Annotated in this window: 12 protein-coding genes and 2 pseudogenes; 9 read left to right on the forward strand and 5 right to left on the reverse strand. The window is 69.6% G+C overall.

Annotated elements, in window-relative coordinates; all coding sequences use genetic code 11:
- Positions 1-57 precede the first annotated feature (57 nt).
- Complete coding sequence (locus tag ACNKF0_RS22055) at positions 58-447, reverse strand: DUF6069 family protein (RefSeq protein WP_416954892.1); 390 nt, start codon at positions 445-447, stop codon at positions 58-60.
- A complete protein-coding gene (locus ACNKF0_RS22060; protein WP_416954893.1) occupies positions 444-1,445 on the reverse strand; it encodes an RNA polymerase subunit sigma-70 in 1,002 nt (333 codons plus the stop codon). The genes ACNKF0_RS22055 and ACNKF0_RS22060 overlap by 4 nt, the downstream gene beginning before the upstream one ends.
- A 317-nt stretch (positions 1,446-1,762) precedes the next feature.
- Between ACNKF0_RS22060 and ACNKF0_RS22065 the strand changes: the two genes are divergently transcribed.
- The 9 genes and pseudogenes from ACNKF0_RS22065 to ACNKF0_RS22105 all read left to right on the forward strand — a co-directional run bounded on the left by ACNKF0_RS22065 (position 1,763) and on the right by ACNKF0_RS22105 (position 10,855).
- Positions 1,763-2,242: a GNAT family N-acetyltransferase gene (locus tag ACNKF0_RS22065; RefSeq protein ID WP_299927062.1), complete on the forward strand. Its 480-nt coding sequence runs from the start codon at positions 1,763-1,765 to the stop codon at positions 2,240-2,242.
- Between the two features lie 210 nt (positions 2,243-2,452).
- Positions 2,453-3,357 (forward strand): annotated as a pseudogene (locus ACNKF0_RS22070) (IS3 family transposase); the annotation flags it as partial.
- Between the two features lie 241 nt (positions 3,358-3,598).
- Entirely contained in the window at positions 3,599-4,801 is a 1,203-nt protein-coding gene (locus ACNKF0_RS22075; protein ID WP_232820091.1) for an IS30 family transposase, read from the forward strand.
- Positions 4,802-4,808: 7 nt separating this feature from the next.
- A pseudogene (locus ACNKF0_RS22080) lies at positions 4,809-5,099 on the forward strand (integrase core domain-containing protein); the annotation flags it as partial.
- A gap of 321 nt (positions 5,100-5,420) precedes the next feature.
- On the forward strand, positions 5,421-6,599 hold the full coding sequence (gene mftD, locus ACNKF0_RS22085; RefSeq protein WP_207083557.1) for a pre-mycofactocin synthase MftD: 1,179 nt from the start codon (positions 5,421-5,423) through the stop codon (positions 6,597-6,599).
- Positions 6,596-7,375 carry a mycofactocin-coupled SDR family oxidoreductase gene (locus ACNKF0_RS22090; protein WP_299927079.1) on the forward strand — a complete coding sequence of 260 codons (780 nt, stop codon included), beginning with the start codon at positions 6,596-6,598 and terminating at the stop codon, positions 7,373-7,375. Before mftD ends, ACNKF0_RS22090 begins: the two co-directional genes overlap by 4 nt.
- Positions 7,376-7,537: 162 nt before the next feature.
- On the forward strand, positions 7,538-8,722 hold the full coding sequence (locus ACNKF0_RS22095) for an iron-containing alcohol dehydrogenase (RefSeq protein WP_299927083.1): 1,185 nt from the start codon (positions 7,538-7,540) through the stop codon (positions 8,720-8,722).
- Positions 8,723-8,735: 13 nt separating this feature from the next.
- On the forward strand, positions 8,736-10,181 hold the full coding sequence (locus ACNKF0_RS22100) for a MadS family sensor histidine kinase (RefSeq protein WP_416954894.1): 1,446 nt from the start codon (positions 8,736-8,738) through the stop codon (positions 10,179-10,181).
- 50 nt (positions 10,182-10,231) lie between these two features.
- Entirely contained in the window at positions 10,232-10,855 is a 624-nt protein-coding gene (locus ACNKF0_RS22105; RefSeq protein WP_207085326.1) for a MadR family response regulator transcription factor, read from the forward strand.
- Here the strand turns inward: ACNKF0_RS22105 and mftM are convergent.
- The 3 genes from mftM to ACNKF0_RS22120 are packed head-to-tail and all read right to left on the reverse strand — an operon-like array spanning position 10,852 to position 14,523.
- A complete protein-coding gene (mftM, locus tag ACNKF0_RS22110) occupies positions 10,852-11,772 on the reverse strand; it encodes a mycofactocin oligosaccharide methyltransferase MftM (protein ID WP_207083554.1) in 921 nt (306 codons plus the stop codon). The two genes, ACNKF0_RS22105 and mftM, sit on opposite strands and share 4 nt — an antisense overlap.
- A complete protein-coding gene (locus ACNKF0_RS22115) occupies positions 11,772-13,238 on the reverse strand; it encodes a VWA domain-containing protein (RefSeq protein WP_242532627.1) in 1,467 nt (488 codons plus the stop codon). Before ACNKF0_RS22115 ends, mftM begins: the two co-directional genes overlap by 1 nt.
- Before the next feature lie 58 nt (positions 13,239-13,296).
- Positions 13,297-14,523, reverse strand: coding sequence for an AAA family ATPase (locus ACNKF0_RS22120; RefSeq protein WP_416954895.1), 1,227 nt, complete (start codon positions 14,521-14,523; stop codon positions 13,297-13,299).
- Positions 14,524-14,556: the final 33 nt, after the last annotated feature.

Below are 14,556 nucleotides of genomic sequence, written 5' to 3' on the forward strand. Positions count from 1 at the left end.
TGGTCGGCTCACCCCCAAGGGTCGGTGCGTGCGCCCCGCGGGGACCGCTGTCGCTGCTCAGGCCGGGGCGCGGAGGGTCCGGGCGACGGTCGGGACCACCACCGCCGCGGCGAGCAGGTGCAGCACGACGAGGGTCACCGCCGTGGCGGCGTCGGAGGCGGCCAGGAACGGCGGCACCAGCGACACCGCGGTCAGCGCCACGGTCGTGCGCCACCACCAGTGGACCGGGCGGCTGCTCCACCGCGCGAGGGCCGCCGCGATGAGCAGCCCGACGACGCTGAGGACGACCGTGACGAAGGCGATGCCCGACACCGGGATCACCTCCCCGTCGGTGACCTCGAGGTCGACCCCGGCGGCCCGGGCGAGGGTGGCGACCACGGCGTTCAGGGCAGCGGCCGCGACCGCCGCACCCAGCCCGACCGCGGCGATCCCCCGAGTCCCGCTCACCGGTCGCCGCCGTCGGCGGGGAGCCGCTCGGGCAGGCCCAGCGAGCCGAACCGCTCGGCGTCGAAGATGGTGACCTCGCTGACCTGGTCGCCGGAGACGCGGAGCACGTCGATCGTGAGCGGGAGGTGGGCACCCGCCTCGTCGTTCCACAAGTAGTAGGCGATCGCGGGCTGGCGGTTGACCGCCGTGGGGACACTGCGCAGGCCGGTCATCTCGGGGTAGCCGTTGGCCGTCCAGTCCGCGACGACCGCGTCGCGACCGACGACGAGGCCCTCCCACGGCGGCATCGAGTAGCGGACGTCGTCGCGCATCATCGCAGCGATCGTGTCGATGTCGGCGGCCACGCTCGCGTCGGTGAAGCGGCGTACGAGCTCGCGGTTCTCGCTGTCGCCCTCGTCACCGGTCCACTCCTGCCTCTCTCCGGGCAGGTGCTCGCGCATCCCGGCCCGGGCCCGCTGCAGCGCGCTGTTGACCGAGTTGACCGAGTCGCCGAGCAGGTCGGCGACGTCCTTGGCCGGCCAGCCCATCACGTCGCGCAGGATCAGCGCGGCGCGCGGTCGCGGGGCGAGGTGCTGCACCGCGACGACGTACGCCAGCTCGATCGTCTCCCGCGCGAGCGCCCGGCTCTCCGGCTCGTCGGCGACGTCGGCGGGGAGCTCGTCGAGGAGGCTGTCGGGGTAGGGCTGCAGCCACCGCACCTCGCCCCCGGTCGCCGCCTCCGGCCGACGCCGGGCGAGCAGGTCGAGGGAGGTGTTGGTCGCGATGCGGTAGAGCCAGGCCCGGACCGTCGCTCGCCCCTCGTACGTCGCCCGGGCGCGCCAAGCCTTGAGGAACGTCTCCTGCACCGCGTCCTCGGCGTCCTGGAACGACCCGAGCATCCGGTAGCAGTGGACGTGCAGCTCTCGCCGGTGGCGCTCAGCCAGCTCGGCGAACGCCGCCTCGTCCATCTCCGCCAGGCTGCTCACGCCGTCCTCCTCGATGCGCATGTCGATCGTCATCGTCCAACCTCTCGTCCGTCTCGGTGTCCTGTCACCTGTGTGACGGTGAGTGGCCGGCGAACTCATCACGCAACGGGTCTACCCGCTGCGGCCCTCGAGCGCTGCGAGGAGCTGCTGGTCGAGCGCGGCATCCCCGTGCCTCCCCCCAGCAACGAGGACTGATTCGACAGCTCGACGACGTTTGGGGAACCAGATGCAGGCAGATCTCCCCGATCGGCCTGCACCTCGTTCCCCAGCGGCCCGCCAGCGGGACCGACGCTGGGACGGGACGTGTTGTCGAGATGCAGCGAGGATCGACGAGCTCCACGCTGGATACTTTGACGAAACCCGTCCTGGCGAAAGCGCTCGTCAAGGTGCGCGGATCGCGACATGTGAGTACGTTCCATGTCATGGGCGAGGCTCCCCGGGTCCGGTCAGACTTCGAGCCCGACGATGTTGCTCTCTCGCGGCTCCATGCTCTCGCGTTCGGTTCAACGACATTCACCGTCGCCCCGTGGGGAAAGCGGCTTCGCCACCACAGCCTCACGTGGGCCGGCGCATTTGCCGGTGACGAGCTAGTGGCGTTCGTCCACGTCGTTTGGGACGGCGGCGTACATGGTTTCCTCCTCGACACGGTCGTGCATCCATCCCACCAGCGACAGGGTTTGGGGCGAGCCGTCGTCGCAGCGGCGGTGCGGCGAGCCCGATCGGCCGGCTGCGAGTGGCTGCATGTGGACTACGAGTCGCATCTGGAGGCGTTCTACCGCGATGCTTGCGGGTTTCGACCAACCGCGGCGGGGCTTCTTCGTCTGAGCTGAGCGTGCGTGGCCTGTCCCCCCGCGCCCCAATGTGACCTCGTCGCAACGCGGCAGTAGAAGGCAGTTCAGGGCCCGGTCACGAACCCTGACGTAGGAGCGTCAGCGTTCAGACGCAGGTCTCGAAAGTCGATGACGGCGAGGGGGGCTGCTGCACGAGTAGGTGACATCTGATCTGTGGTGCCGAGAGGTGCCGCTGGAAGGATGTGCACCGTGCCGAAGCCGTATCCCAAGGAGTTCCGCGAGGACGTCGTTCGGGTTGCCAGAAATCGTGAGCCGGGCGTCCACCTCAAGCAGATCGCTGCCGACTTCGGTATCAGCGAATCCTGCCTGACGAACTGGATGAAGACCGCCGACGTCGAGGACGGCATCAAGCCGGGGACGACATCGGCTGAGAACGCCGAGAACCGCGAGTTGAAGAAGCGGATCCGGCTCCTGGAGCAGGAGAACGAGGTCCTGCGCCGGGCGGCTGCCTATCTGTCGCAGGCCAACCTGCCGGGAAAATGATGTACCCGCTCGTCCGCGAGCTGGCCGGCGACGGGATCCCCGTCACGGTGACGTGCCGGGTGCTCAAGATCGCTCGCCAGCCCTACTACCGCTGGCTGGCTGCCCCGGTCACTGATGCCGAGCTCGAGCAGGCATACCGCGCCAATGCTCTGTTCGACGCCCACCGCGACGACCCGGAGTTCGGCTACCGATTCCTCGTCGACGAGGCCCGTGAAGCGGGCGAACCAATGGCCGAGCGGACCGCGTGGCGAATCTGCTCACAGCAGGGCTGGTGGTCGGCGTTCGGCAAGCCCAAGCGCGGCAAGGCCAACAAGCCCGGCCCTCCCGTCCACGACGACCTGTGTGCCGTGACCGACAGGCACGGCGTGATCCGCCATGTCTTCGCCGCTGACGTTCCGAACCAGCTGTGGCTCAGCGACATCACCGAGCACTGGACCGGTGAGGGCAAGCTCTACGTCTGCGCGATCAAGGACGTCTACTCCAACCGGATCGTGGGCTACTCGATCGACTCGAGGATGAAGTCCCGGCTGGCCGTCGCTGCACTCAACAACGCGGTGGCCCGACGTGGTGACGTGGCCAGCTGCATAGTTCACACCGACAGAGGATCCCAGGGCGGAATCAATCGGTCGTCGCAACACCCCGTCATGGAGGTGTTGAGTGGTACGTCGTCAGCAAGCAGCAGATCGAGCGATCCGGCCGAAGCTTCGGTCGCCGGGGCACCCGAAGTTCCAGCGTCATGTCGAGGCCGCGTTCTGGGCCGAGATCGCCAATGGCTTTCTGCCCATCGAGGCCGCCGCGACGGTCGGCGTGGCGCAAGCGGTCGGTCAGCGGTGGTTCCGCCACGCTGGCGGCATGGCGCCGTTCGATCTGACGTTCAAGGCCACAGGCCGGTACCTGTCGTTCGCTGAGCGTGAGGAGATCGCGCTGCTCAAGGCCCAGAACAAGGGCGTGCGCGAGATCGCCCGAGCCATCGGCCGCGACCCCGCAACGGTGTCACGCGAGCTACGCCGCAACGCCGCCACCCGCGCGGGAAGTACCGGCTATCGGGCGTCGGTCGCGCAGTGGAAGGCCGACATGGCGGCCAAGCGCCCCAAGCCCGCAAAACTCGTCGCCAACCCTCGCCTGCATGCCTATGTTCACGAGCGGCTGTCGGGACAGATCAAGACGCCGGACGGCAAGGTCGTCCGCGGTCCGGAGCCACCACGGTTCACCGGCATCAACAAGCCCCACCGCAAGCATCGCGGGTGGTCGTCGGCGTGGAGCCCGGAACAGATCAGTAACCGGCTCAGGGTCGACTTCCCCGATGATGAATCCATGCGCATCAGCCACGAGGCGATCTACCAGTCGCTCTACATCGAGGGCCGCGGCGCGTTGAAGCGCGAGCTGGTCTGGTGCCTGCGCACTGGCCGCGCGTTGCGGGCGCCGCGGGAGCGATCACGGCGCAAGACCTGGGCACACGTCACGCCCGAGACGCTGATCAGCGAACGCCCCGCTGAAGCCGAGGACCGTGCCGTTCCCGGCCACTGGGAAGGCGACCTGCTGATCGGGCTGGAACGCTCGGCGATCGGCACCGTCGTCGACCGCACGACCAAGTTCACGATGCTGGTCCACCTTCCGCGTGAGGAGGGCTACAGGCATAAGGAGACGCCGAGGAACGGCCCCGCATTGGCCGGCTACGGCGCGCTCACGATGAAGGACGCGCTGGCGAGCACTATGTCGACACTGCCGACCGAACTGGCGAGGTCGCTGACCTGGGACCGCGGCAAGGAGATGTCCGCGCACGCCAAGTTCAGTATCGAGACTGGGATCCCGGTGTTCTTCGCTGACCCGCAATCGCCTTGGCAGCGCGGGACGAACGAGAACACCAACGGCCTGCTCCGCCAGTATTTCCCCAAAGGCACCGACCTGTCGTGCTGGTCGGCCGAGGAGATCGAAGCCGTCGCTCACGCCCTGAATACCCGGCCCCGCAAGACCCTCGGATGGAAGACACCCGCCGAGGCGTTCAACGAGCATCTACTGTTGCTCCAACAAGCCGGTGTTGCATCGACTGGTTGAACCTGGTCAGTTCCGCAGCCGCAAATTCGTCCACGCGCTCAACCGTCACGGCATGGTCGGATCGATGGGTCGCGTCGGTGCCGCGGGCGACAACGCCGCCATGGAGAGCTTCTTCAGCTTGCTCCAGAGGAATGTCCTCGACCGTCGCTCCTGGGCCACTCGCGAGGAGCTCCGGATTGAGGTCGTGACCTGGATCGAGAGGACCTACCACCGCCGCCGTCGACAGGCCGCCCTCGGCCGATTGACCCCCATCGAGTTCGAGACCATCATGACCGCGTCAGCCACTCAGGCTGCGTGACCCAACCTGTCACCTGATCGTGCAGCAGCCCCTGTCGTTCATCGCGGGTTGGCGAATTCGATGCCGCAACTGAGCTTGACCCGGGCGAGCCGCTCGACCTCTTCGATGTCGTTGTGTGCGGCGCCCGGCAGGCCAATGGGTCTCCTTGTGGCCACGCCTAACGGCAACGAATGGCAGTTGGGTGTCCGCACGCGGTGTGATCTCGCGTGCGTCCGGGGCTGTAACGGCCTGCCGGTGTGGTGGTCACGTCCCCTCCGGACGGGCAGTTATCAGCACCGTGTACGCCGCCTAGCGTCGAACCGACGACACGAGGAGGATCCGATGGGTCAGTGGTTCGAGACAGTGAACGAGGCGCAACGACGGGCGAAGAAGAGGCTGCCGTCGTCGGTCTACTCCGCCCTGCTCGCCGGGTCGGAGCGGGGAATCTCCTACGACGACAACACGCGGGCGTTCGGCGAGCTGGGCCTGGCGCCGCACATGGCCGGACTCTCGGCCAAGCGTGACCTCGCCACCCGGGTGATGGGCCAGGACATCTCGATGCCGGTGATCATCTCGCCGACAGGGGTGCAGGCCGTGCACCCCGACGGTGAGGTTGCCGTGGCGCGCGCCTCTGCGGCGCGGGGTACGGCGATGGGCCTGAGCTCATTCGCCAGCAAGCCGCTCACCGAGGTGATCGCGGCGAACTCGCAGACGTTCTTCCAGACCTATTGGATGGGCGACCGCGACGCGATGGTCCGTCGGATGAATCGGGCCCGCGACGCGGGAGCGGTCGGGCTGATCGCCACGCTGGACTGGTCCTTCTCGCACGGCCGCGACTGGGGCAGCCCGCAGATCCCGGAGAAGCTCGACCTCAAGGCGATGGCGAAGTTCGCGCCCGAGGTGCTGCGCCGCCCGCGGTGGCTCGCCGACTTCCTGCGCTCCGGTGCCCTGCCCGACCTGAGCGCGCCCAACCTGGCCGAGCCCGGTGGCGAGGCGCCGACGTTCTTCGGGGCGTACGGCGAATGGATGACCACCCCGCCGCCGTCCTGGGAGGACGTGGCCTGGCTGCGTGAGGAGTGGGGTGGGCCGTTTATGCTCAAGGGGATCTGCCGCGTCGACGACGCGCTTCGCGCCCGCGACGCGGGGGTCACCGCCATCTCCGTCTCCAACCACGGCGGCAACAACCTGGACGGCACCCCGGCCCCGATCCGGGTGCTCCCGTCGATCGCGGCCGCCGTCGGTGACGACCTCGACGTGCTGCTCGACTCCGGGATCAGGCGGGGCAGCGACGTCGTGAAGGCGGTCGCCCTCGGTGCCAAGGCCGTGATGATCGGCCGCGCCTACCTCTGGGGGCTCGCCGCCGGCGGCCAGCCGGGCGTCGAGAACGTCCTCGACATCCTGCGCGGTGGCATCGACTCCACGCTGCTGGGGCTCGGCCACTCCTCCATCCACGACCTCACGCCCGACGACGTGATCGTCCCCGACGGCTTCACCCGCACCTTGGGCGTCCCGCGGTCGTGACCCGCGTCGCCCTCGTCACCGGTGCTGCTCGGGGGATCGGCGCGGCCACGGTCCGCGCCCTCGTCGACGACGGCTGCCGCGTGGTCGCGGTCGATGCGTGCCTCGGCGAGGACCATGGATTGCCCGGTGTCGACTACCCGTTGGCGACGCGCGACGACCTCGACCTGCTCGGGTCGTACGGCGACGCGATCATCACGCACGTCGCCGACGTCCGGGACCCCGACGGACTCGGTGCGGCGGCCGACCTCGCACTGGAGCGCTGGGGAAGGCTGGACGTGGCCGTGGCCAGCGCCGCCGTGATGGCCGGCGGTCGGCCCGCGTGGGAGACGACGGCCGCCGAGCTCGAGTCGCTCTGGGCGGTCGACCTGGTCGGCGTGTGGAACACCGCCGTCGTCGCCGTACCCCACATGCTGGCCGGCCCGGACCCGGCGAGCTGCCGGTTCGTCGCGATCGCCTCCGCCGCGGGCAGCCGGGGGCTGTTCCACCTGGCCGGCTACACCGCGACCAAGCACGCAGTGATCGGACTGGTGCGCGGCCTGGCGGCAGACCTGGTCGGGACCGGCGTCACGGCGGTGACCGTCTCACCCGGAGCCACTCGCACCGCGATGCTCGACGCGACGGCCCGGCTCTACGGGCTCGAGGACCCGGCCGACCTGGCCGGCGACCAGCTCACCCGACGCCTGCACGAGCCGGCGGAGGTGGCCGCGACGATCGTGCACTGCTGCTCCGTGGCGGGCGGACTGCTCAACGGCTCGGTCATCGACCTGGGAGGCTGAGCTTGCATCTGGTTGTACCTGTCCGATCGGGCAGGGCGGCCCCCGCACAGTGACGGGCGGAAGTCGCCCGGCCGGCACCTAGGGTGAGGGCGTCCCACCAGTGGGTTCCCGGCTCGCTTCCCTGGGCTACCGTGGAAACGAACCGGGTGAGGAGGTCCTGTGGTGTCTGCCCTGACCCCTTCGCGCCCCCCGGCCCCTCCAGCCCTGGCGAAGTTCCACGCGCCGGAGGTGGTGTTCGGTGCCGACTCACTGGGTGAGGCAGGGTTCGCGGCCATCCGGCTGGGGGCACGTCGACCGTTCCTGGTCACGGACCCCGGCATCGTGGAGGCGGGCTGGCTGGCGACGCTGCTCACCCTGCTCAAGGCCGAGGGGCTCACGCCGGTGCTGTGGACCGACGTCACGCCCAACCCCAAGGACCACGAGGTGCGCCGGGCCTACGAGTTGTATGCCGAAAGCGAGTGCGACGTCATCATCGCCCTCGGCGGCGGCTCGGTCATCGATGCGGCCAAGGGCGTCGCGATCCTCTCCGGCAACGGCGGCGACATCCGCGACTACGCCGGCGTCGACCAGGTGACGCGACCCATCCCGCCGCTGCTGATGATCCCCACGACCTCCGGCACTGGCGCCGACGTGTCGCAGTTCTGCATCGTCACCGACACCGACAGGCACGTGAAGCTGACCATCATGGGCCGAGCCCTGGTACCCGATGTGTCGATCACGGACCCGCGGTTGCTCACGACCATGCCCGAGGACCTCAACGCCGCCACGGGCCTCGATGCACTCACCCACGGCATCGAGGCTTTCGTGTCGCTGGCGCACAACCCGCTCGCCGACACCCATGCGCTGAACGCGGTGGGCCTCGTCTGCCGCAACCTGCGCACGACGATCACCGAGCCGGCCGAGATGACGGCGCGGGCGAAGATGGCGCAGGCCAGCCTGCAAGCGGGCCTCGCCTTCACCAATGCGATCCTCGGCGCCACGCACGCCATGAGCCACCAGGTCGGCGGGCTGCTGGACGCGCCGCACGGCGTGGTCAACGGTGTCCTGCTGCCCCACGTGATCCGCTACAACGCCCGTGCCAGTCCTGACCGCTTCGTCGACCTGGCCCGGTCGGCCGGCATCGCCGCCGACGGCATGCCCGGCGAGGAGGCCGCCGAGCTCCTCGCCCAGCACGTCCGGCGGCTCGCCGACGACGTGGGCGTTCCGCGCGGGCTGCGCGAGCTCGGGGTGTCCGACACCGACATCGACACGATGGCGCACACCACGCTCGACGACGCGTGCCTGACCACCAACCCGCGCACGGCGTCCGAGGCCGAGATCCAGCAGCTGTTCAGGGACGCCCTGTGATGAGGGGCGCATCGTGACGACGCGGCCACAGCAGCCTCCACCGGACCTGGCCACCCTCACGGGGGTCAGGTCCGGCAAGGGCTCCTACTACCGCGCCTACGTCAACTCCGACGAGCGGATGCAGCGCGCCGTACGCGCGATGGACTCGATCTCGCGGGCGCTGGTGCGCACCCACGAGGGGCCTCGCGGGCTGCTCGAGGAAGTGGTGCGGGCGGCAGCCGAGCACCTGCAGGCCGAGTGGACCCTGTTGGCGCTGTCCGACGGGCACCTCAGGGGCGCCCGGCCCCGGTTCCTGGTCCTGGGTCCGGCCGACGGTCCCCACGGGCAGCCGACCGCCGACGACTCCGGCCTGCCGCCGATGGTGCAGCGTGAGCTGGGTGCCATCCGGGCCGGGCACGCGGTGCGCAGCAACGACGACGGCCGATGGGTGCGCGTGCCGATGACGCTCGAGGGTCGGCCGATCGGCTGTCTCGTGGGCCTCCACCAGCTGGCCGTCGACCCCGAACCCGGCGACCTGTCGGTGCTTCGCATCCTCGCCAACCAGGCGGCGGTCTCGCTGCACACCTCGGAGCAGTACCAGGCCAGCATGGCCCTGCACCGTCGAGCGCAGCTCCTGCACGACGAGGCTCGCGCACACGAGCGCGACCTCGAGGTGCGTACCTCCGAGCTCCGGCTCGCTGAGGACCGACTGGTGCTGGCGCACCAGCGCGAGCTCATCGACACGGAGCGGCACCGGATCGCTCGTGAGCTGCACGACTCCGTGGCGCAGTACGTCCTCTCGGCCGGTATGGCCGTCGAAGTGGCGCGCGGCGAGGCGGAGTCCCTGGGTGAACCCGGGGCCGGCATCTCCCATCGACTCGGGACGGCCAAGGAACTCTCCCAGCAGGCGGTCGACCAGCTGCGGCGTGCGATCTATGCCCTGCACCGCACCCCGAGCGACACCGTGGTCGAGCTGCCCGAGCTGCTGCGCGAGGTGGCCGCCCACCACCGGCCCCAGCTCGTGGTCCAGGTCCGGGTCGAGGGCGAGGCCGTGCTGCTGCCGGCCGAGGCCGGGCACGAGGTGGCCAGGGCTGTCGGCGAGGCGATGTTCAACGTCGCCGTACACGCGAAGGCGGAGCGGGCCGTGGTGCGGCTGCGCTACCGGCCAGACCAGGTGCTGGTGTCGGTCGCGGACGACGGGCAGGGCGACCCCAAGGAGCTGAGCCGGCTGCTGCGCCTGGAGCGCGGTCGCTCCGGCGACGGGTCGCACCGCGGCCTCGCCAACATCGAGAGCCGGCTGGTCGAGCTGGGCGGCAGCGTCGCCTTCCGTCGTGCTCGCATCGGCGGAGTCCGCGTCGAGATGCGCATCCCGCTCCCGCTCACACCGCCCGACCGGCCGGGCATCATCGACCAGCTGGTCGCGACCGGGAAGCGGCAACCCGCCGCACTGAAGGCCCACCGAACAAAGGACAGCTCGTGACGACGCTGACACCACCCCAGCACGGCCATGACGTGGAAACGGTGCGGATCATGCTCGTCGACGACCACGCCATCGTTCGCCAGGGCCTGCGCTCGATCCTCGAGCGGGAGCGCGACCTGATCGTGGTCGCCGAGGCATCCACCCCCGACGAGGCGCTCACCGTGATCGGCCGCTCCGCGCCGCACATCGTGCTGCTCGACCTCAAGTTGTCGACCGCGTCCGACACCGAGGGGCTCGAGCTGTGCGCCGAGCTCACGAGCCGCCACCCCGACATCGGGGTGCTGGTGCTGACCACCTTCCTCGACGAGCAGCTGGTGCTCAAGGCCATCCGCGCTGGCGCGCGCGGCTACGTCCTCAAGGACGTCGACACCTCCGGGCTGGTCCGGGCGATCCGCGACATCAGCCGTGGTGAGAGTGCCTTCGACGCGCGGTCGGCGGCCGCGATGGTGCGCGGGCTCAACACCCCGGACCCCGAGGAGTCCCAGCAGCTCACCGCCCGCGAGCGCGAGGTGCTGCGGCTGCTGGCGCGCGGGCTCTCCAACCGCGACATCGGCGTCAAGCTGTACATCTCCGAGACGACCGCGAAGTTCCACGTCGGCAACATCCTGCGCAAGCTGGGCGTCTCCCGGCGCGCCGAGGCCGTCTACGAAGCGACCAAGCTCGGCCTGATCTAACGCTTGTCGATCACCAGCCAGCCGCCGTGATGCTCGTTCACCTCGAACGGTAGCCCGGTCGCGCGGCCCCACGCTGTCAGGTCGTCGAGGCTGATCGTGCGGACGTGGCCCCACGTCTCGTCCGCCTCGTCCTCGAGGGGTACGGCGATGACGACCCGCCGCGCCGCCAGGCGCACCGCCTCGGCGACCACTCGGTCGCCGTGCCCGGCGTCGAGGTGCTCGAGGAGGTGGATGGCCAGCACCGTGTCGGCACTCGCGTCAGGACCGGGGAAGTGCCCGGCATCGGCCGCGACCGTGGTCAAGGAGATGCCGAGGCGCGGCGCCACCCCGGCGAGCAGCCGGCTGGTGCCGGGGGAGAGGTCGCTGGCTGTCGTGCGCCGACCGCTGGCCGCGATGCGGAGCGAGAGAAAGCCGAAGCAGCAGCCCAGCTCGAGCACGCTGCCGGGAGCGAGCAGCTGCTCCGCCCGGGCGTAGACGGGTGCGTAGTTGGCGATGGTGCCGTGCCGATCTGAGCCCTGCGCCACCCCGGTGTGGTCGTCGATGCGCTGCTCGATGCGCGCCATCGAGTTGCGGTAGAAGAGCTCCCAGCTGTCCAGTGCCCCGGACCGCGACGTGCGCACGATGCCGGTGAAGATCCGCTCGAAGACCTCGGGCCCACGCAGCCAGCCCGGACCGAAGAGCTCATCGGCGAGCAGCCCGGCGAGGTCGTCGTCGACCAGCTCGGGCGGCACCCGGTGGCCGACGTGGAGCAGGTCTCGGTCGTTGTGCACGTCGAAGTGCTCGGTGCGGATCGTGTGCAGCGCGCGTCGTGGCGGCACCGGACCCTGCGCACGCACCTCCACGACCTCGTCGACATAGGCCCCGTCGAGGCAGGCCTGGAGCGGGTCGATGGGGGCCGAGGTCGCGGCCTCGGTCATCAGCCGACCTCGGACATCGACATGGTGACCCGGTCGAGACCGGTCAGGTTGCGCACCACCTGGACGCGGCTGCAGTACTCCGCATAGGCGGGGAGATCGCAGCGACCCAGTCCCCACGAATAGCGCGGTTCCGGGGTGAGCCAGACGGTCTCGCGGGCCCGCCGCGTGATCTCCTCGAAGACCGACAGTCGCGGGTCGTTGCCGTTGCCCCGGCCGTCGCCGAGGACGATCACGGTCGTACGGCGGGTGACGGCGGAGCCGAACTGCTCCAGGAAGTCCTCGAACGCGGATCCGTAGTCGGAGTCGGCATCGACGTCGAGCACACCACCGGCCGGCAGTCCGGACATCACGAGCGAGAGCGCCTCCTCGGGGTGGTGCTCGGCGAACAGGTCGGTGATCTCCACGAGGTCCTTGACGAACGCGAAGGTGCGCACCGACGAGGCCAGCGACTGCAGGCTGTGCACGAGCTGCAGGGTGAAGCGCGCCGCCGAGCGCACCGAGAGCGAGACGTCGCAGAGCACCAGCAGCTTGGGCCGGTCCTCGACCTTGCTGACGGTGACCGGTCGGAACGGGACGCCGTCGTACTTCATGTTGGCGCGCATGGTGCGGGCGCCGTCGACGACGCCACGCGCGGCGGCCTTGCGACGCGGACGCGGCGCGCCACGCAGCGACCTCAGCAAGCGGCGCAGGGCCTCTTCCAGCTCGGCCCGCTCGTGCTCGTGGATCCGCTCGGTCTGGGCTGCCCGGATCTCGCGCTTCTCGATCTCGTGCTCGACCGCCATCAGCTTCTCGAGGTGCTGCTTCAAGCGCTCGGGCAACCCGGCGAGGAAGGGTGCGAGTGCCGCGCGCAGGGCTTCGAGCGTCGCACCGCGATCCTCGTCGACATCGGGCAGGGCGTCCTCGAGCCAGCTGAGCAGTGCCATCTCCTGGGCCACGGTGAGCTCGACGTCGAGCTCCATGCCAGGGCTGCGGATGAGGTCGCCGGGGGAGCCCGGGTTGTGCATCCGGTGCGTGGAGATCTGCACGCGCGCGGCCTCGCCGGCACTGCCCTCGGTGTCGTTGGAGAGCACGATCTCGTCGGTTAGGGCAGCGATGTCGATCTTGTTCGCCTCCTGGTGGAGGTTGTACTGCTGCGCCATGTCCTCCGGCTTGAAGAACTCCTTGATGTCGTCCGGCTTGCCGTGCGAGTGACCGTCCTCGGGGATGTCGCCGGGCTCGTCGGAGAGCGTGAACTGCTCGAGCTCGCCGTCATCGGTCAGGTCGTCGTGGCTGTGGCCGTGGCCGACCTCGTCCTCGAAGACCGCTCGCAGCCCGAAGAACAGGTCGAAGACGCGATCGAAGGTGTCCAGGTCGCGACGGTCCTTGATCAGACTGACCATGAGCGCCGATCGAAGCACCTCGCGCTCACCGAGCACGCCGGCCTGAGCGACGGCGTGCATCGCGTCGATCGCCTCCGCCGTGCTCACCCGCACCCCGTTGAGGCGGAGGAACCTGATGAAGCGATGGACTGCCCCCTCCATCGGATCAGACCGGACGCTTGCGGGCAGAGCGCGCAGCGAACGAGCGCTCGCCCTGGCTGGCCGTGACCGTCTTGACCGCGGGTGCCTCGTCGGACTTCCCGGGACCGCCGTAGTTGTCACCGTGGCGTCCGGGCCTGTCCTTGGCGGCGCGGACCTCCTTGCCGTCCACCTCGGCGTCACCGTCGTCGTGACTGTGGTCGCCGTCCGCGCCGTGTCCGTGTCCGTGGCCGTGTCCGTGTCCGTGGTCGTGTCCGTGTCCGTGGTCGTTCTTGGACGGCACCTTCGCATTCGGGTCGACCAAGGTGGGGATCGCGGCCAGCGCCTTCTTCAGGTCACGTTCGTACTTCACCACCACGTTGAGGGTCTGTGACAGCACGTCGGCACTCAGCTCGCTGACCCCGAGCACGGCCAGCGTGCGGGCCCAGTCGATGGTCTCGGAGATGCTCGGTGCCTTGCGGAGCTCGAGCGCGCGCAGACCTCGGACGATCTCGATGAGGCGGACGGCCAGCGCCTCACTGAGCCCGGTGTCCTTGGAGTTGATGATCTCCAGCTCGCGCTGCGCCTCGGGGTAGTCGAGGAAGAGGTGGAGGCAGCGGCGCTTGAGTGCGGCGGACAGGTCGCGGGTGTTGTTGGAGGTGAGCACGACGTACGGCAGTTGCTCGGCCTTCACCGTGCCGACCTCGGGGATAGAGATCTGGAACTCCGACAACAGTTCGAGCAGCACGGCCTCGAGGGCCTCGTCGGCGCGGTCGACCTCGTCGATCAGCAGCACGACGGGTTCGTCGGAGTCGATCGCTTCCAGCAACGGTCGGGGAGCGAGGAAGCGCTCCGAGAAGAAGACGCTGTCCTGCTTGGCGATCCGCTCGACCGCCTCGTTGAGGTCGGCGGCGTCCTCGACGACCTGGCCGATCTTCTCGCGCAGGATCTGGGTGTAGAGCATCTGCTTGCCGTAGTCCCACTCGTAGAGGGCCTTGGTCTCGTCCTGGCCCTCGTAGCACTGCAGCCGGATCAGCCGCCGGCCGGTGACGGCGGCGAGGCTGGTCGCGAACTGGGTCTTGCCCACGCCGGCCGGGCCCTCGAGGAGGACCGGCTTGCCCAGGCGGGTCTGGAGGAACACCGTCGTGGCGAGACGGTCGTCGGCGAGGTAGCCGGCTTCGCGGAAGCGCTCGAGGGCATGGGCGACGTCGTCGAACTCGCCTTCGCCGGCAGCATTGCGCGGATCCGTGTTCACTTGGCGCTCCCTCGAACGTGGTGGGGATGGGGT

The sequence above is a fragment of the Nocardioides sp. T5 genome (assembly GCF_048161455.1).
Classification (GTDB): domain Bacteria; phylum Actinomycetota; class Actinomycetes; order Propionibacteriales; family Nocardioidaceae; genus Nocardioides.